The sequence below is a fragment of the Streptomyces sp. DS1-CR2 genome (genome assembly GCF_055760475.1).
Map to the genome: position 1 here is coordinate 4,061,243 of NZ_CM147085.1, position 16,116 is coordinate 4,077,358.

The window sequence follows — 16,116 nt, forward strand, 5'->3', positions numbered from 1 at the left end:
GCCCTTCCTGTCGAGTGCACTCCGTGATGAATCAGTCACACAGTGACGCGGGGCGGCGTACCGTAAAAGGGTTTGGGTTCCCGGACCCGAACTGTGGAACTGGGCCCGGCAGTTGTGGAATCGGCGGTAGCGAATGGTGCGACGCAAGGACATCGACGGCTCGGAGAGCGTCCCCTGCTTCTACGGCAAGGAGTTGCGGTGGAAACGGGAGGCAGCCGGGCTCACGCTCCAACAGCTCGTGGAGGGCAGCTTCTACGGCCAGAGCCACCTCAGCGAGATCGAACGCGGCCAGCGGCGCATGCCCCGGGACCTCGCCGAGCACGTGGACCGGGTTCTGAAATCCGACGGCTTCTTCGCCCGCCGTTGTGAGGACGTGCGGAAGGCGAAGGCCAAGGGACACGCCGACTACTACGCCGAAGTCGTAGAACTGGAGGAACGGGCCCAGGACATCGAGGAGTGGACGCCCGACCTGATTCCCGGCCCGCTGCAACTGGAGCCGTACATCCGTGCCGTCGTCCACGCGGCGCACCCGACCGAGGCCGAGGAGCGGGTCGCGGAGAAGGTCTCCGCCCGAAGGGAGCGCGCCTGGCTGTTCGAGGATCCCAAGAGCCCTGAGACTTGGCTGGTCATGAGCGAGCTGGTCTTCCTGCGTCCGATCCTCGGCCCCGCAGAAATGGCCGAACAACTCGCCCACGTCATCGAAGTCGCCCGGCACCACCGCTTCATTCCACAGATCCTTCCGTGGAATGTCGGCACCCACCCGTTCACGATGGGCATGACCAGGCTCCTGACCTTCGACGATGCTCCGCCGCTCATGTACACCGAGGGAATGTACAGCGGACAGGTCATTGACGATCCGGGCGCCGTGAGGCAGTACTCCAAGGCCTACGATCGACTCAGGGCTGCCGCTCTGCCGTCGGACCTGTCCCTGAAGATGATCGAGAAAGCAGCAGAGGACTACCGGAAGGGCAACCACCCCCGTGGACTTGAGCAAGGCCAAGTGGCGCACGAGCAGCTACAGCAACGGTGACGGCGGCTACTGCGTCGAAGTTGCCGAAGGTCACCCGACCCTCATCCCCGTCCGCGACTCCAAGACCGCCCCCTCCGGCGGCCCCGTCCTCCTCTTCCGCACCCCGGCCTGGGCAGCCTTCGTATCCGACCTGAAGCGCTGACCCGGCCCAGAAACCCGGTCATTGGCACATCCCGGCCACCCACCCCCCGCCCCAGCGCACCCTCCCCGCCCCATATCTGCCAATCCCGCTGGCCCAGCGCCGCACCAAGAGGGGCCCACCCCGCAACGGCTCTCCGACGCCCCGCCTCAGCGGGATAACCGCTGGATCGAGCCTTACCGGCCTTGTAGGTTCCCGACGTGAGCGATGACGGCAAGACTCGTATCCGATGCGCGGCGGAGGCGGATGCAGGCGTGATCGCGCGCATCCACCTGACCTCTCGGTCGGCGACCATGCCCTATCTGCCCCCGCAGAAGCGGAGTGACGAGGAGGTGACCCGTTGGATCCGGGACATCCTGCTCAAGCAATGTCGTACCTGGGTCGCGGTGCGTGATGCGGAGATCACCGGCTATGCGGCCCTTGACGGTGACATGCTCGAACACCTCTATCTGCGTCCGGACCTCCGTCGGCAGGGAATCGGCACGCTACTGCTCGATGAGGTCAGGCGGCACAGCCCTGACGGGGTGTCCCTGCACGTCTTTCAGCAGAACACCGATGCCCGCGCCTTCTACGAGCGCCACGGTTTCACCGTCTTCGACACCAGTGATGGTGACCGCAATATGGAGAACCTGCCCGACATGACGCTTCGCTGGACACCGGGCGGCGCGCGGTAGCCGTGCCGCCGTCCAGGGAGCCGAAGGCTCAGGCGGCGTTGCAGGTAGCGGTGCAGGGCGGCCTGGGTCTGCCTTGTTGTCGCTGCCCGGCGCAGGGTGCGCCAGTTCTCGATCACCGGGGCGTTGCCGCCGCCCGTCGAAGCGAGCGGGCGGCAGCCATGGCCTCGTTATCCACAGGCCGGAGCGCCAGATCCCCCGTTCCGGCAGAGTCGTCGCATGGCGGGGACAGAATTGCGGGCGTTGGTGCAGGGCGGGGTGCTGCTCACCTCCGTCGCGCTTGAGGCCGGGTGGGTGCCGCGTACGCTCACGCGGCGGTTGCGCAGCGAGGGCTGGGTTCGGCTGCATGCCGGGGCGTGGGGCGAGCCCGGGCGCAGGCCCGACCTGCCGCTACGCCTCCGCGCCGTGCAGCTGCTCAAGCCGGGGCTCGTCGTCAGTCACCGCAGCGCCGCCTCGCTCTGGCGGATCGAGACGCTCACCCCCGCGCGCGACGCCCACATCCTGGACTTCACCGACCCCGGGCTCGCGATCCGCCGGGAAGGAACGAGGGTGCGCGTGCACCGGGTGCCCCTCGCGGCGCGCGAGATCGCGGTTCGATGGGGGCTGCGCGTCACGCACGTGAACCGCACCGTCGCCGACCTGCTCCGGGCAGCCGGTCCTCCGGACGACGCGCTGGTCGCCGTGGAGTCGGCCCTCACCCGGCGCACAGTGGACCGCCTGCGCCGCGCCCCGCTCACGACCGCCTCCGCGCTCGCCGCCGAACTGGACGCGCCGCTGCTCGGGGCGTCCCGTGCGCGGGGCCGGCTGAAGCTCGTGGATCCCGGCGCCGGATCCCCCGCCGAGACCATCGCGCGCCTGCGCCTGCACGACGCGGGCCTGCGCCCCGAGAGCCAGGTGGAACTGCGCACGCCGGACGGACGGCGCCGTTTCCTGGACTTCCTGTTCCGGGCGGAAGGACTGGCCGTCGAGATCGAGGGCTACGCGTACCAGGGCTCCCGAGAGGCCCACCGGAAGGACATCGACCGCTTCAACCAGGTCCTCCAGTGCCCCGAGGTCCGCCTCCTCCTGCGCTACACCGCCGCCGACGTCTTCCAGCGGCCCGAGCGGATGATCGAGGAGATCCGTGCCGCCCTCGGATAGCTTCGGATAGCTACTGACTACCGTGACTTACCGGCCCCGCAATTCCCCCTTCACCACCTTCCCGCTCGCGTTCCTCGGCAGCTCGGCCACGAATTCCACGTCGCGCGGCACCTTGTAGTTCGCCATCTCGCGGCGGGACCAGGCGATCAGGTCGTCGGCGGTCAGGACGGAACCCGGACGCCGTACGACGTACGCCTTGCCGACCTCCCCGAGCCGTCCGTCCGGGACGCCGATCACGGCGACGTCGGCCACGTGCGGGTGGAGGCCCAGGAGCTGCTCTATCTCGGCCGGGTACGCGTTGAAGCCGCCGACGATGAACATGTCCTTGATGCGGTCGGTGATGCGCAGGTTGCCGGACTCGTCGAGGACGCCCACATCCCCCGTGCGCAGCCAGCCGCCGTCCTCCGTGAACGCCTCGCGGGTCGAGTCCTCGTCCTCGAAGTAGCCGCTCATGACGTTGAAACCGCGGACCAGGACCTCGCCGGGTTCGCCGGGGCCGGGCGAGTCCACGCGCACCTCCGTGTCGGGTATCGCCCGGCCGGACGTCGACGCGATCACCGACGCCTCGTCGCCACGGCGGCACATCGTCACGATGCCGCTCGCCTCGGAGAGGCCGTATGCGGTCAGGACCGTGTCCACACCGAGTTCGCCGCGCAGGCGTTCCACCAGTTGCAGTGGGACCACCGCCGCGCCCGTCACCACGAGCCGTAGCGCCGACAGGTCGTGGGAGGTGCGGTTCGGATGGTCCAGGAGTGACTGGTGGAGCGTGGGCGGGCCGGGGAGTACGGAGATGCGTTCGGCGGCGATGTTGGCGAGGACCGTGTCCACGTTGAAGACCGGCTGCGGGACCATCGTCGCGCCGCGCATCAGGCAGGCGATGATGCCGGCCTTGTAGCCGAAGGTGTGGAAGAACGGGTTCACGATGAGGTAGCGGTCGCCTTCGCGCAGGCCGGCGAGGTCGGACCAGATCGCGTAGCCGCGCAGGGTCTGGGCGTGGGTGATCACCGCGCCTTTGGGGCGGCCCGTGGTGCCCGAGGTGAAGATGATGTCGGAGGGGGAGGTCGGGGCGATTTCCGCGGCGCGGTCCCGGACCGTCTCGCCCGAGATGCCCTCGCCGCCTGACAGGAAGTCCTTCCAGGTCCGCCAGACGCGCGGGTCTTCGTGGTCGACCGAGGTGTCGGGGGCTGTGTCGGCGAGGACAACCACCTGTTCCAGATACGGGAGTTCGGCGTTCGTCCGGCGCAGGGATGCCACGTACGAGGTGCCGAGGAACGTGCCCGTCACGAAGAGGAGCTTCGCGCGGGAGCGGGCCAGGATGTAGGCCGCCTCCGTGCCTTTGAAGCGGGTGTTGAGGGGGACGAGGACGGCGCCCGCGGTCACCGCACCCAGGGCGGAGACGATCCAGTCGAGGGTGTTGGGCGCCCAGACCGCGACCCGGTCGCCGGGTTCGACGCCGCTCGCGATGCACGCGGCGGCGGCTCGTTCGACGCGGTCGCCGAGTTCCGCGTACGAGATGCGCGTACGGCCCTCGACGACGGCCTCACGCTCCCCGTACCGTTCGGCTGCCGCACGCACCAGTTGGGGAACGGTGCCCCACTCCAGGTCCCCGCGCATCGCCCGACCTCCACACCCGTAGCCGACCCGTAGCTGACTATCCGTCAGATTAACGGTAGCCTGACGCGCTGTCAGCAGACGGGACGATCGTGGTGGCATCACGACGCGCGGAGGTGGCTTGCGATGGCGGGGCTCAAGGACGCGACGGCCATAGTGGGGATCGGGCAGACGGCCTTCGGCAAACAACTCCCCGAGAGTGAGAAGACGTTGGCGTGCCGGGCGATTCTCGCCGCGCTCGACGACGCCGGGATCGCGCCGTCCGAGGTCGACGCCTTCGCCTCGTACACGATGGAGGAGACCGACGAGGTCGAGGTCGCCAAGGCCGTCGGCGCGGGGGACGTGACCTTCTTCAGCAAGGTCGGATTCGGTGGCGGCGGATCGTGCGCGACCGTCGCGCATCTCGCCGCAGCCGTCGCGACCGGACAGGCGAGCGTAGGCGTCGCCTGGCGGTCGAGGAAACGGGGGTCCGGGCCGCGCCCGTGGAAGAACACGGCGGTGCAGCTGCCGACGCCGGCGCAGTGGACCCGCCCGTACGGCCTTCTGCGCCCCGCCGACGAGATCGCCATGCTCGCGCGGCGCTACATGCACGAGTACGGGGCGACCAGGGACCACCTCTTCAATGTCGCGCTCGCCTGCCGCAACCGCGCCAACCAGAACCCGGCCGCGATGATGTACGAGCGGCCGCTGACGCGCGACATGTATATGACGGCCCGCATGATCAGTGAGCCGCTCTGCCTCTTCGACAACTGCCTCGAGACGGACGGCGCGTTGGCGTGCGTCATCGTCTCGGCCGAGCGGGCGCGCGACTGCCGCCAGAAGCCGGTGTACGTGCACTCGGTCGCGCAGGGGCTGCCGTCCCAGCACCACGGGATGGTCAACTACTGGAACGACGATCCGCTGACGGGCCCGGCCTGGACCGCCGCCCGACACCTGTGGAAACAGGCCGACTTCGGGCCTGAGGACGTGGACGTCGCACAGATCTACGACGCGTTCACGCCACTGATCCCGCTGTCCCTGGAGGGGTACGGGTTCTGCGGGCGGGGCGAGGGCGGGGCGTTCACGGAGGGCGGGGCGCTGGAGATCGGCGGACGCCTGCCGCTGAACACGGGTGGCGGCGGCCTCAGCGAGGCGTACGTCCACGGCTTCAACCTGATCAACGAGGGCGTGAAGCAACTGCGTGGCGTCAGCACGGCGCAGGTAGCGGGCGCGGGGACATGCCTGGTGACGGCGGGCGAGGGGGTACCTACGTCGGCCTTGCTGCTGCGGGGGGCGTGAGGGCCGTTGCCGTCGCCCTGGCGGAGATGGACTCACGAAGTCCGGTTCACGGAGTCCGGCTCACGGAGTCCGGTTCAGGGCGTTGCACTGACCAATGACAAAGAGGGAAAGTTGGATTGGCCAATGACAGAATCTGAAATCTGTTATCTGTCACCTGTCATCGACGACGACGGTGCACCCTTCTGGCGCTACGCCGCCCAATCCCAGCTCCGCATCCAGTGCTGCGCCTCCCCCACCTGCGGTGAGCTGCGGTTTCCGCCTCGTCCGTGCTGCCCGCACTGCGGGTCGTTCGAGAGTGAATGGCGGCTCATGAGCGGGCGCGGGCGGATCTGGTCCTACGTCGTTCCGCATCCGCCGCTGCTGCCCGCGTACGCCGCCGTCGCCCCGTACAACGCGATCGTCGTCGAGCTGGCCGACGCCCCGCGGATCCGGCTCGTCGGGAATCTGGTGGCCTCCGCCGACGCGGCCCTGAACTCCGTCGACCCCGCGCGGCTGCGCATCGGCGCCAAGGTGCAGGTCGTCTTCACCGACGTCGACGGTGTGACGATGCCGCGCTGGGTTCTGGAGCGGCCGTGAGCGTGCGCGTCGAGACCGACAAGGAGAGCGGGGTCGCGGTCGTCACCCTCGACCGGCCCGAGCGTCACAACGCGATCGACCTGGCGACGGTCGATGAACTCGTTGCTGCCTGGCGCGAGTTCAGGTTCGACGACTCCGTGCGCGCCGTCGTCATCACCGGCGCCGGTGAGCGGGCCTTCTGCACGGGGCTCGACCGCGACGCCGATGTGCCGCAGCCGCAGTCCCCGTACAGCGTCGACGATCCGCTCGTCGCGGTCGGGCCGAAGGCCAATGACCTGTGGAAGCCCGTCGTCGCCGCCGTCAATGGGATGGCGTGCGGCGGGGCGTTCTATCTCATCGGCGAGAGCGAGTTCGTCGTGGCCGACGAGAGCGCCACCTTCTTCGACCCGCATACGACCTACGGCATGGTCAGCGCCTACGAGACCATCCACCTCGCCCAGCGCATGCCGTTCGGCGAGGTGGCTCGGATGGCGCTCATGGGGACCGCCGAGCGGATCTCGGCCCGGCGTGCTCACGAGACCGGGCTCGTGTCCGAACTCACCGCGCCCGGCGGTGCGTTGGCGGCATCGGTGCGCTGCGCCGAGACGATCGCGTCGTATCCGACCGAGGCGGTGCAGGGCACGGTGCGGGCGGTGTGGGCGGCCAAGGAGGCGGCGCGCACGCAGGCCCTCGCGTACGCGCCGCAGTTGATCGCCCTGGGAAATCTGCCTCCGGAGCGGCAGGCGGAGCTGTTCTCCGCCCGGCGGCCCGGCGGGTTCCGGGTGCGGTGACCGGTGGCGGGAGAGCCGGGGCTCAGCTCGGGGCCTGGGCTCCGTCGAGCTGGCAGTGGTCGATCGACTGGAGCAGGTCCGCCCCGCCGCCGGGCTTCACCTTGGCGACCTTCGTGCCGTTGGCCGGGACGGTGACGGTCGTGCTGCCGTCGATGACGGTGATGTCGTTCGCGTCCTGGAAGTGAAGGGTGAGGTTGTAGCGGCCGTCCCGGCTGCCGCGGTTCCTGAGCTCGACGGACGCGTACGCGGAGTCCTTGCCCGCGCACGTGAGGACCTTCGCCGTGATGTCGGCGCTCCGGCCGCTCCCCGAGGTGCTGGAGGTGCTGGGGGTGCGGGTGGGTCGCCTGTTGTAGCTGCTGCCGCCCGACGTGTAGCCCGAGGAGCCCGAGCTGCCGTACGAGTCGTCGTCATCGTCGTAACTCGAACCGCCTGTCGTGCTCGACGACGATCCGCTGTGGTTCTGCTTCGAGCTGGAGCAGCCGCCTCCGCTGCTGCTGTGGCTGCTGCTGCTCCCCCTGCTCTTGCCCGAACCGTGGCCGCGGCCCGTCGAGAATCCGGTCAGTGCGAGTACGACCACGGCTGCCAGTGCCGTGAGCTTCAGTCCTCGTCGCAGCATCCTTCTGCTCCCCCGAAAATATGGTGATCCGTGCGTTCCTTTTGGCGACCCGACACCGTAGCAGCGCCGCGTGGCGACGGGTGTGCCAGCGGCGTAGCGTCAGGACCGAGAGCCGAACCAGGCCGGATTCAGGAGGCGGCGCATGGTCCGCAACGTCCTTGGGTCGATCTTCGCTCTCCTCGGAGCGGCGGCCGCCGTTTCCAGCCCCTTCCGTGCGTGGTACGGCGGCCGTCACGGGCGCTATTACCGCCTCGGTGACCTGTTCACGGGTGCCGGAGTGACTGACGCGCGCGCGGGGCTGTTCGGTTCCCTCTTCCTGCCGTTCGTGGTGGCCGCCGCGGCGACGCTGATCGGGGTCGTGCTGCGGTCGCGGCTGCTCGTCGCGTTCGCGGGCGTGGTGGTGCTCGCGTTCACTGTGCTGTGGATGGTGCGGGTGGGGCAGGCCGAGGGGCGGATGGTGGTGGCCGGTGACGGTTCCGGGCTCGGTCTGGGGGTGGCCGGCGCCGTCGTCGGAGGCGTACTGCTGCTGCTCGGTGCGGCCGTGATGAGCGGGCGGCACAAGCGGCAGCCGCGGCTCCCCGAGTACGCGGACCAGGGGTACGCCGGTGACAACGGCCCGGAGCCCACGCACTTCACCGACCCCGTCCCGCCGCCGGCGCCCACGCTCGACGGGCCCCAGCACACGCTGGAGGGCCCGATGCAGCCGTACGCCGACCAGCCCCCCTACCCGGATCCCCCTTACGAGGAGCCCCCGTACGAGGAGGGGCAGCAGGGGCACCCGGGTGGGCAGCCCCGGTGACAAGCCTTAGCGCGCCGAGGCCGTCCCGGTGCCCTTTTCCGCGTCCAGTGCGTACACGCAGCGGTCCTTGCTGCACGCGTACACCACGCCGTCCTCGACCACGGGGGCGCCGGTGATCTCGCCGCCCGTGGCGAGCTTCCAGCGGAGGCGGCCGTCGTCGGCCTTGAGGGTGTAGAGGAGATGGTCGGTGGCGCCGAAGTGGATGCGGTTGTCGGCGACGACGGGTGAGCCGACGACCTCGCCGCCCGCCTGGAAGCGCCACTTGGGCGTGCCGGTGACGGCGTCGAGGGTGTAGAGGCCCTGTCCGCTGCCGACGTGGACGTGGCCGTGCGAGACGAGGACCGGTTCGATGGAGGAGGGGCGGGGTTCCGTCGCGATGCGCCAGCGGTCGCGGCCGTCGGTGGCGTCGAGGGCGTAGACGGTGCCGAGGTGGTCGGCGAGGTAGACGCCGCCGCCGGTGACGGCCGGGCCGGGCGCGAAGGCGGGCGGGCACAGGAACACGGCGGGCGCCTCGAAGTGCCAGCGGACGTGGCCGCTCGCGACGTCGACGGCCAGGACGCGGGTGCCGGCGGCCACGTAGACGTAGCCGTCAAAGGCCTGGGTGAGGCGGACGGGGACGCCGCCGCAGGAGGCCGCGTCGCCGATCGGGTACGACCAGCGCTCCTCGCCGGTACGGGCCTCCAGTGCGCGCAGCCGGGCGTCCTTCCAGACGTAGACGGTGCCGTCGTGGATGACGGGTCCGGCCTCGGGGGACTCGAAGTCGCTCTGGGCGCCGGTGATCTCCCACAGCTTGTCGCCGTTGACGGCTTCCCAGGCCTGTACGCCGCCGCCGCGGGTGCCGGTGACGACGGTGCCGCGGTCGGCCTTGAGGGAGTACACCCAGGCGTCGGTCTGCAGCCGCCACAGGTCGTGTCCCTCGCGGGCGTCGAGCGCGTAGAGGGTGGGGCCGTCGGAGGCGTGGATACGGCCGTCGGCCACGGCCATGGACCAGGCGACGTCACGCGTCTTGAAGCGGCGGCGGCCGGTGGACACATCGAGTGCGTGCACCTCGAAAGAGGTCACGTAGACGAGGTCGCCGGCCACGGACGGGGTGCCCCACACGTCGTTCGACATGCGGAAGCGCCAGGGCCGCCAGGCGGCGCCCGCCTCGGGGGCCGGGGCAGGGATGACGGGATCGGGGGCGCCGTTGACGCCGGGTTTGGGGCGGGCCCAGGACGCGGCGAGGCCCGCGTCGGCGGGCGGTGCCTTCACCGCGGCGGCGCGGGCGTCGGCGACGCGCGGGCCGGGGCCGATCGGAACCTGCGCCCCGGCCAGGCGCACGGGCCCGGCGTCGGGTGCGAGGCCCGAGGTGCCGACGGGCGCGGGGCGCCTGCCGCCGGCGGCGGGGACGTGGGACGGGGGCGGGCCGGGGGGCTGGGCAGGCATGGCCGGCATGGGGCCGGGGGCGGCGCCGTGCACGCCCCGTCCGCCGCTGCCGCCGCGGCCGGGACCGCTGCTCTTGACCGGGGGCCGTCCGCCCCTGCGTTCCTCGATGAGCGCGACGGAGCGCTCGGGGAGCCAGGCGGACGCGGTGCCGCTGTCGTCGCTGCCGGAGCCGAAGAGGTGCGGGGCGAGCTGGGCCTGGAGGTCCGCGGGCGAGGGCCGCAGCGGTGCCTCCATCTTCATGCAGGACTCGATGAGCGGCAGCAGCTCGGCGGGCAGTCCTTCGATGTCGGGGCCTTCGCGCAGCAGCATGAAGACGGTCTCGACGGGGTTGGCGCCGTGGAAGGGGGCGTGTCCGGTGGCGGCGAAGACGAGGGTGGAGCCGAGGGAGAAGACGTCGGAGGCCCCGGTGACGCTCCGGGAGTCCTTGGCCTGCTCGGGCGACATGTAGGCGGGGGTGCCGACGGCGACGTTCGTCATGGTCAGGCGGGTGTTGGAGACGCCGGACGCGATGCCGAAGTCGATGACGCGGGGGCCGTCCTCCACGACGAGCACGTTCGACGGCTTCAGGTCGCGGTGGACGAGGCCCGCGCCGTGGATGGACTGGAGGGCCTCGGCGATTCCGGCGGCGAGCCAGCGCACCGCCTGGGCGGGCAGCGGCCCGCACTCGTTCACTATTTCTTCGAGGGAGGGCGCGGGGACGTAGGCGGTGGCGAGCCACGGCACGGCGGCGCGCGGGTCGGCGTCGACGACGGCTGCCGTGTAGAAGCCGGATACGGCGCGGGCCGCCTCGACCTCGCGGGTGAAACGGACGCGGAAGAGCTGGTCCTCGGCGAGTTCGGTCCGCACGGTCTTGATCGCCACGCGCCGGCCGGATGCCGAGCGCGCGAGATAGACGAGTCCCATGCCGCCGGCGCCGAGCCGTCCCAGGACCTCGAACGGGCCGATCCGCCTCGGATCGTGCTGCGTCAGCTGATCCACCACTTGCCTGCCTCCCCGTACGGGACCGGGTCGCTGTGCACAGTCCCCGGTCAGCGTCTCACCACCGAAGCGCTACGGCGGCACGCACCCCGATTCTTCCTGTACGGGGCTCCGGTTGCGAACCCGGGGGCAAATCGGGGTGTCACGGGAGAGGTGCCGCATTACGGGTGGGTTCCGCGGGGGAGGAAGAGGAGCGGGAGGGAGTGGGAGGCGCGCGCAGGGAGCCCTTCAGCCCTGGTGGAGGGCGAAGGCGGCGCCCTGGTTGTCGGTGAGGACGGCCACGCGTCCGTATGCGGTGTCGAACGGTTCTTCCTTTACGCGGCCGCCGAGGCGGGTGGCGGCGTCGGCCGTGGCCTCGCAGTCGGTGACGGCGAAGTGGACGAGGAAGTGGGCGGGGAAGCGGGCGGGGGCGTCGCCGGTGGCGATGGACAAGCCGAGGTCAGTGGCGCCGTGGCCCAGGACCGACGTGTAGAAGGGGGCGACGGTCGCCCTGTCGCGCGCGTGGAGCTCGGTCCGGCGGAACGTGCCGGGCTCCCCCTGTACCTCGAAGCCGATGTGGGTGCCGGGCTGCCAGAGGCCGAAGACGGTTCCTTCGGGGTCGGCGGCGAGCGCCATCGTGCCGAAGGGGCCGATGGAGAGGGGTTCGACGAGCAGCCGCCCGCCGGCGTCCCGCACGGCACAGGCGCGCGTCTCGGCGTCGCGGGCCTTGAAGTAGACGGTCCAGCCGGTCGGCGTGCGGCCGTCGCGGTCCGGGGCGAGGGCGGCGACGCTCCTGCCGTCGCTGTAGGCCTGCGTGTAGTAGCCGTACTCCGCGCCCGCGCCCTCGTCGAAGGTCCAGCCGAAGAGGTCGCCGTAGAAGCGCTTGCCCGACTCCACGTCGGGGAGCGCGGCGTCGGCCCAGCAGGGGGCGCCCTCGGCGAACTCCATCGGCGTGCGTCCTTCCTGTTCACCTGTCGTACGCGGGTGTGCCGTACGTCACTGTGGGGATGGGTGTCCCCTGGGTGGCAGGGTGCCGCGTCCGCGGGCCGGCGACCCGCTTAATTCGAACACTTGGCCAATTTTATCCACGGGGTTTTCCACAGGCTGTTGATAACGTGCGCGATCCCACCGGCCCCCACATGCGCAAAAGCCCCGGGCGGCCCCTCATCAACCCATGTGCCGGAGCCCCCAACCCCATTTGCAGTCGGCCGAATCGCGCTCCGATCACCCCTCGGTAAGCTGACGGCATGACAGGACAAGTACGTACCGTCGACGGCCGAGTGGCCGGACGGCGTGGTCAGGCGACGCGTCAGAAGCTCCTTGAGTGCCTCGGCGAGATGCTCAGCTCCTCGCCCTACCGGGACGTCAAAGTCATTGATGTGGCCCGGAAGGCAGGCACCTCACCGGCGACCTTCTACCAGTACTTCCCGGACGTCGAGGGCGCCGTCCTGGAGATTGCCGAGCAAATGGCCACGGAGGGCGCCGGGTTGACCCAGCTCCTCGAGGGCCGCTCGTGGGTCGGCAAGGCCGGCTGGCAGACCGCGCAGGAACTCGTGGACGGATTCCTCGAGTTCTGGCGGAAGAACGATGCGATCCTGCGCGTCGTCGACCTCGGCGCGGCCGAGGGCGACAAGCGCTTCTACAAGATCCGTATGAAGATCCTGAACTCCGTGAACAACTCCCTTACGGATACGGTCAAGGAGCTCCAGGCCAAGGGCAAGGTCGACAAGGACGTGAGCCCCGCCGCGATGGCCGGTTCGCTCGTCGCGATGCTCGCGGCGGTGGCCTCGCATCAGAAGGGCTTCCAGACCTGGGGCGTCAAGCAGGCCGAACTCAAGCCCAATCTGGCTCTGTTGGTGCATCTGGGCGTCACCGGCAAGAAGCCGACGAAGTAGCCCTGAAGCGGTCCTTCGGGTGTCCCGGTCCTGTCGCACAGCGGCGGTTCGCGTCTCACGTGAGCCGCCGCTGTTGCAGTTTCAGTCGCCGGTCCGCGTTATCGGCGTTATCGGCGTTATCGGCGCACCAGCCGGAAGAGCCTGATCTCCCGCTCCACCCTCGCCTGGTATGTCGCGTACGGCGGCCAGAACGTGAGCGCCGCCGCCCAGGCCTCCGCCCGCTCGCCGGAGTCGAGCAGCCGCGCGGTGACCGGGATGTCCTCGCCCTTCCAGTTGATGTCGGCGTCCGGGTGGGCCATCAGGTTCGCCGTCCACGCGGGGTGTCCCGGGCGGCCGAAATTGGACCCGATCAGCAGCCAGGTGCCCGCCTCGTCCTCAGGCATGCAGGCGAGTGGCGTACGCCGTGGCAGTCCGCTCTTCGCGCCGCGCGCACTCAGGATGACCCCCGGCAGCATCTGGGCGCTGAGCAGCACCTTTCCCCGGGTGAGCCGGTGCACGGTGCGGTCCATCGCGGGGATGAAACGGGGGGCGACGCGGGCGAAGGCGCGGGTCGACGAGACCTTCTGCAGCAGTCTTGTTCCGGGTGGTGCCATCAGGCAGTCGCCTCCTGGCGGGTGAAGAGTCCGGCGGATTCCGCGGCGCGTGCGCGCAGCAGGTGGACGGGGCCGAAGAGGAGTTCGTCGCCGGTCGCGCGCTTGAGGTAGAGGTGGGCGTCATGTTCCCAGGTGAAGCCGATGCCGCCGTGCAGCTGGACGGCCTCGGACGCCGCGGTGCGCAGCGCTTCCAGGGCCTGGGCGAGAGCGAGAGGGCCCGTCCGTTCGCCGCTCCCGGAGCCCGCCGCCCAGGCCGCGTAGTACGCCGCGGAGCGCGCCGCCTGCACCTGGACGTAGACGTCCGCGAGGCGGTGCTTGACCGCTTGGAAGGAGCCGATGGGCCGCCCGAACTGCTCGCGCTGGCGCACATGCTCGACGGTCCGTTCCAGGGCGCGCTCGGCGGCGCCGACGGCTTCCGCGGCGAGTACGGTCGCGGCCGCGTCGCCCATGGCGGCGAGGGCGCCGGCCACCTCGCCGCCCTCGCCCTCTCCTGAGCCGAGCAACTCGGCTGGCACGTCCCGCAGTTCGAGCCGGGCGCGGGGGCGTGTCTCGTCGAGGGACGTCCGGCGGGTCCTGACGACTCCCTCCGCGTCGCCGTCCACGAGGAAGAGCAGGGTGCGTGAACGGGCGAAGCCGCCGGTGTGCGCGGCGACGACCAAGAGGCCGGCGCTGTGTCCGTCGAGGACCTGGTCGGCCTGCCCGTACAGCCTCCAGCCACCGTCCTGGCGGTCGTCCCGCCTGGCCTGGACGCCGCCCGCGCGGCCGCCGCCGGACCAGTCGCCGCAGTTGTCGCCGGTCAGGCCGAGCGCGGTGGCGAGGCCCTCGCCGGGTACGGCGAGCGTGGCGGTCAGGGTGCCTGAGGCGATGCGGGGCAGCAGTTCGGCGCGCTGGGCCTCGGTGCCGAGGGCGAGGACGAGCGGGGCGGCGAGCGCCGCGGTGGCCAGAAGCGGGGTGGGGGCCAGTGCGCGGCCCGACTCCTCGCAGGCCAGGGCCAGTTCGGTGATCCCGCAGCCGACTCCGCCGTATTGCTCGGGGAGGGCCAGGCCGGGCAGGCCCAGTTCGCCGCCGAGGGCCGACCACAGGGCCGGGTCGTAGCCGGCGGGGGTGCCGACGGCGGCCTTGACGTCCTCGGGGCCGCAGCGCTTGTTCATGAGTTCGTGCAGGGTGCGGCGGATCTCGTCCTGTTCCGCGGTGAAGGCGGCGTCCATACGGGCTCCTCCCCGGGATCCGGCGACCCCGGACCCCCTGTTCTGACGGGGCGTCATGTTAGGGCGGCGGAGACGGGATGCACAGAGATATGCGCACAGGCATGTGCAGCGGTATGCGCAGACGTAAGCGCAGAGGGCACGCGGACGTAAGCGCAGAGGTGCGCACGGACGTACGCGCAGAGACATCCTCTGGCGGATCAGCCGATCTGATGTACCGTCAGATTCATGACTGCCGCACTTCACGGTTCCCGCCGGGTCGCCATCGCCGGCATCGCCCTCTCCGACTGCGGCCGCGTGGACGAGGCCACTCCCTATGCCTTGCACGCCCAGGCCGCCCGCCGCGCCGTGTCCGACGCCGGACTCACCCCCGACGTCGTCGACGGGTTCGCCAGCGCGGGCCTCGGCATCCTCGCGCCGGTCGAGGTGGCCGAGTATCTGGGACTCAGGCCCCGCTGGGTGGACTCGACTTCGGTCGGCGGCTCCACCTGGGAGGTGATGGCGGCGCACGCGGCGGACGCCATCGCCCAGGGCCGTGCCCGCGCGGTCCTGCTCGTCTACGGGTCGACGGCCCGCGCCGACATCAAGGCCGGACGGCGCACGTCGAACCTGAGCTTCGGCGCCCGCGGCCCCCTCCAGTTCGAGGTGCCGTACGGGCACTCGCTGATCGCCAAGTACGCGATGGCGGCGCGGCGCCACATGCACGAGTACGGCACGACCCTTGAGCAGCTCGCCGAGGTCGCCGTGCAGGCGCGGGCGAACGCCGCGCTGAACCCGGAGGCCATGTTCCGCGACCCGGTCACCGTGGACGACGTGCTCGACGGGCCGGTGATCGCGGACCCGTTCACGAAACTGCATTGCTGCATACGCTCGGACGGCGGCGCCGCCGTGCTGCTCGTCGCCGAGGACCTGCTCCCCGACTGCGCCAAGTCCCCGGTGTGGGTGCTCGGTTCGGGTGAGTACGTGTCGCACACGACGATGTCCGAGTGGGACGACTTCACCGTGTCCCCGGCGGCCGTCAGCGGGAAGCTCGCCTTCGAGCGGGCGGGCGTCACGCCCGGCGAGATCGACCTAGCGGAGATCTACGACGCCTTCACCTACATGACGCTGGTGACGCTGGAGGATCTGGGGTTCTGCGCGAAGGGCGAGGGCGGACCGTTCGTGGAGAAGGGACGGCTGCTGCGGGACGGCGGGCTCCCCACGAACACGGACGGCGGTGGCCTGTCGGCCCAACACCCGGGAATGCGAGGCCTGTTCCTGCTGGTGGAAGCGGTACGACAGCTGCGGGGCGAGGCCGGGGAGCGCCAGGTGCGCAAGGGGGGCGGGCGGCTGCCGCGGCTCGCGGTGGCGTCCGGCACGGGCGGATGGTTCTGCTCGTCGGGAACGGTGGTGCTCGGCACGTCCTGAGGCC

General features: G+C 70.8%; 16 protein-coding genes. 10 read left to right on the forward strand and 6 right to left on the reverse strand.

Annotation, left to right across the window (positions count from 1 at the left end; translation table 11 throughout):
* Window positions 1-133 precede the first annotated feature (133 nt).
* The 4 genes from ACY0PA_RS19520 to ACY0PA_RS19535 all read left to right on the forward strand — a co-directional run bounded on the left by ACY0PA_RS19520 (window position 134) and on the right by ACY0PA_RS19535 (window position 2,980).
* Complete coding sequence (locus ACY0PA_RS19520; protein WP_473085823.1) at window positions 134-1,030, forward strand: helix-turn-helix domain-containing protein; 897 nt, start codon at window positions 134-136, stop codon at window positions 1,028-1,030.
* The gene (locus ACY0PA_RS19525; RefSeq protein WP_473085824.1) at window positions 981-1,172 is read left to right on the forward strand and encodes a DUF397 domain-containing protein; all 192 of its coding nucleotides are present in this window, start codon (window positions 981-983) and stop codon (window positions 1,170-1,172) included. The genes ACY0PA_RS19520 and ACY0PA_RS19525 overlap by 50 nt, the downstream gene beginning before the upstream one ends.
* Before the next feature lie 197 nt (window positions 1,173-1,369).
* On the forward strand, window positions 1,370-1,843 hold the full coding sequence (locus tag ACY0PA_RS19530; RefSeq protein WP_473085825.1) for a GNAT family N-acetyltransferase: 474 nt from the start codon (window positions 1,370-1,372) through the stop codon (window positions 1,841-1,843).
* 216 nt (window positions 1,844-2,059) lie between these two features.
* Window positions 2,060-2,980 (forward strand): hypothetical protein, encoded by a 921-nt coding sequence (locus tag ACY0PA_RS19535; RefSeq protein WP_473085826.1) that lies wholly within the window; start codon window positions 2,060-2,062, stop codon window positions 2,978-2,980.
* Window positions 2,981-3,007: 27 nt separating this feature from the next.
* Here ACY0PA_RS19535 and ACY0PA_RS19540 read toward each other — a convergent pair whose 3' ends face one another.
* Window positions 3,008-4,594: a FadD3 family acyl-CoA ligase gene (locus ACY0PA_RS19540; protein ID WP_473085827.1), complete on the reverse strand. Its 1,587-nt coding sequence runs from the start codon at window positions 4,592-4,594 to the stop codon at window positions 3,008-3,010.
* 123 nt (window positions 4,595-4,717) lie between these two features.
* Between ACY0PA_RS19540 and ACY0PA_RS19545 the strand changes: the two genes are divergently transcribed.
* From ACY0PA_RS19545 to ACY0PA_RS19555, 3 genes are all read left to right on the forward strand, one after another.
* On the forward strand, window positions 4,718-5,869 hold the full coding sequence (locus ACY0PA_RS19545) for a lipid-transfer protein (RefSeq protein WP_473085828.1): 1,152 nt from the start codon (window positions 4,718-4,720) through the stop codon (window positions 5,867-5,869).
* Window positions 5,870-5,992: 123 nt separating this feature from the next.
* On the forward strand, window positions 5,993-6,445 hold the full coding sequence (locus ACY0PA_RS19550; protein ID WP_473085829.1) for a Zn-ribbon domain-containing OB-fold protein: 453 nt from the start codon (window positions 5,993-5,995) through the stop codon (window positions 6,443-6,445).
* Window positions 6,442-7,215 carry an enoyl-CoA hydratase/isomerase family protein gene (locus tag ACY0PA_RS19555; RefSeq protein ID WP_473085830.1) on the forward strand — a complete coding sequence of 258 codons (774 nt, stop codon included), beginning with the start codon at window positions 6,442-6,444 and terminating at the stop codon, window positions 7,213-7,215. Before ACY0PA_RS19550 ends, ACY0PA_RS19555 begins: the two co-directional genes overlap by 4 nt.
* A gap of 22 nt (window positions 7,216-7,237) precedes the next feature.
* Here the strand turns inward: ACY0PA_RS19555 and ACY0PA_RS19560 are convergent, their stop codons facing one another.
* Window positions 7,238-7,831 carry a hypothetical protein gene (locus ACY0PA_RS19560; RefSeq protein WP_473085831.1) on the reverse strand — a complete coding sequence of 198 codons (594 nt, stop codon included), beginning with the start codon at window positions 7,829-7,831 and terminating at the stop codon, window positions 7,238-7,240.
* A 142-nt stretch (window positions 7,832-7,973) separates the two neighbouring features.
* Between ACY0PA_RS19560 and ACY0PA_RS19565 the strand changes: the two genes are divergently transcribed.
* Window positions 7,974-8,630 (forward strand): hypothetical protein, encoded by a 657-nt coding sequence (locus tag ACY0PA_RS19565; protein ID WP_473085832.1) that lies wholly within the window; start codon window positions 7,974-7,976, stop codon window positions 8,628-8,630.
* 6 nt (window positions 8,631-8,636) lie between these two features.
* Here ACY0PA_RS19565 and afsK read toward each other — a convergent pair whose 3' ends face one another.
* Both afsK and kbpA read right to left on the reverse strand, forming a co-directional pair.
* The gene (afsK, locus tag ACY0PA_RS19570) at window positions 8,637-11,036 is read right to left on the reverse strand and encodes a protein serine/threonine kinase AfsK (protein WP_473085833.1); all 2,400 of its coding nucleotides are present in this window, start codon (window positions 11,034-11,036) and stop codon (window positions 8,637-8,639) included.
* A gap of 225 nt (window positions 11,037-11,261) precedes the next feature.
* Entirely contained in the window at window positions 11,262-11,960 is a 699-nt protein-coding gene (gene kbpA / locus ACY0PA_RS19575; RefSeq protein ID WP_473085834.1) for an AfsK-binding protein KbpA, read from the reverse strand.
* A gap of 299 nt (window positions 11,961-12,259) precedes the next feature.
* Between kbpA and ACY0PA_RS19580 the strand changes: the two genes are divergently transcribed.
* Window positions 12,260-12,907: a TetR family transcriptional regulator gene (locus ACY0PA_RS19580; RefSeq protein WP_473085835.1), complete on the forward strand. Its 648-nt coding sequence runs from the start codon at window positions 12,260-12,262 to the stop codon at window positions 12,905-12,907.
* Between the two features lie 116 nt (window positions 12,908-13,023).
* Here ACY0PA_RS19580 and ACY0PA_RS19585 read toward each other — a convergent pair whose 3' ends face one another.
* Both ACY0PA_RS19585 and ACY0PA_RS19590 read right to left on the reverse strand, forming a co-directional pair.
* Entirely contained in the window at window positions 13,024-13,500 is a 477-nt protein-coding gene (locus ACY0PA_RS19585; protein ID WP_473085836.1) for a nitroreductase family deazaflavin-dependent oxidoreductase, read from the reverse strand.
* Entirely contained in the window at window positions 13,500-14,708 is a 1,209-nt protein-coding gene (locus ACY0PA_RS19590) for an acyl-CoA dehydrogenase family protein (RefSeq protein WP_473085837.1), read from the reverse strand. Before ACY0PA_RS19590 ends, ACY0PA_RS19585 begins: the two co-directional genes overlap by 1 nt.
* Before the next feature lie 225 nt (window positions 14,709-14,933).
* Between ACY0PA_RS19590 and ACY0PA_RS19595 the strand changes: the two genes are divergently transcribed.
* Window positions 14,934-16,112 (forward strand): thiolase C-terminal domain-containing protein, encoded by a 1,179-nt coding sequence (locus ACY0PA_RS19595; protein ID WP_473085838.1) that lies wholly within the window; start codon window positions 14,934-14,936, stop codon window positions 16,110-16,112.
* Window positions 16,113-16,116: the final 4 nt, after the last annotated feature.

Coding starts and splice junctions, on each gene's coding strand:
- ACY0PA_RS19520 (WP_473085823.1), top strand. CDS start 134: ATGGTGCGACGCAAGGACATCGACGGCTCGGAGAGCGTCCCCTGCTTC.
- ACY0PA_RS19535 (WP_473085826.1), top strand. CDS start 2,060: ATGGCGGGGACAGAATTGCGGGCGTTGGTGCAGGGCGGGGTGCTGCTC.
- ACY0PA_RS19540 (WP_473085827.1), bottom strand. CDS start 4,594: ATGCGCGGGGACCTGGAGTGGGGCACCGTTCCCCAACTGGTGCGTGCG.
- ACY0PA_RS19545 (WP_473085828.1), top strand. CDS start 4,718: ATGGCGGGGCTCAAGGACGCGACGGCCATAGTGGGGATCGGGCAGACG.
- ACY0PA_RS19550 (WP_473085829.1), top strand. CDS start 5,993: ATGACAGAATCTGAAATCTGTTATCTGTCACCTGTCATCGACGACGAC.
- ACY0PA_RS19560 (WP_473085831.1), bottom strand. CDS start 7,831: ATGCTGCGACGAGGACTGAAGCTCACGGCACTGGCAGCCGTGGTCGTA.
- ACY0PA_RS19565 (WP_473085832.1), top strand. CDS start 7,974: ATGGTCCGCAACGTCCTTGGGTCGATCTTCGCTCTCCTCGGAGCGGCG.
- kbpA (WP_473085834.1), bottom strand. CDS start 11,960: ATGGAGTTCGCCGAGGGCGCCCCCTGCTGGGCCGACGCCGCGCTCCCC.
- ACY0PA_RS19580 (WP_473085835.1), top strand. CDS start 12,260: ATGACAGGACAAGTACGTACCGTCGACGGCCGAGTGGCCGGACGGCGT.
- ACY0PA_RS19585 (WP_473085836.1), bottom strand. CDS start 13,500: ATGGCACCACCCGGAACAAGACTGCTGCAGAAGGTCTCGTCGACCCGC.
- ACY0PA_RS19590 (WP_473085837.1), bottom strand. CDS start 14,708: ATGGACGCCGCCTTCACCGCGGAACAGGACGAGATCCGCCGCACCCTG.
- ACY0PA_RS19595 (WP_473085838.1), top strand. CDS start 14,934: ATGACTGCCGCACTTCACGGTTCCCGCCGGGTCGCCATCGCCGGCATC.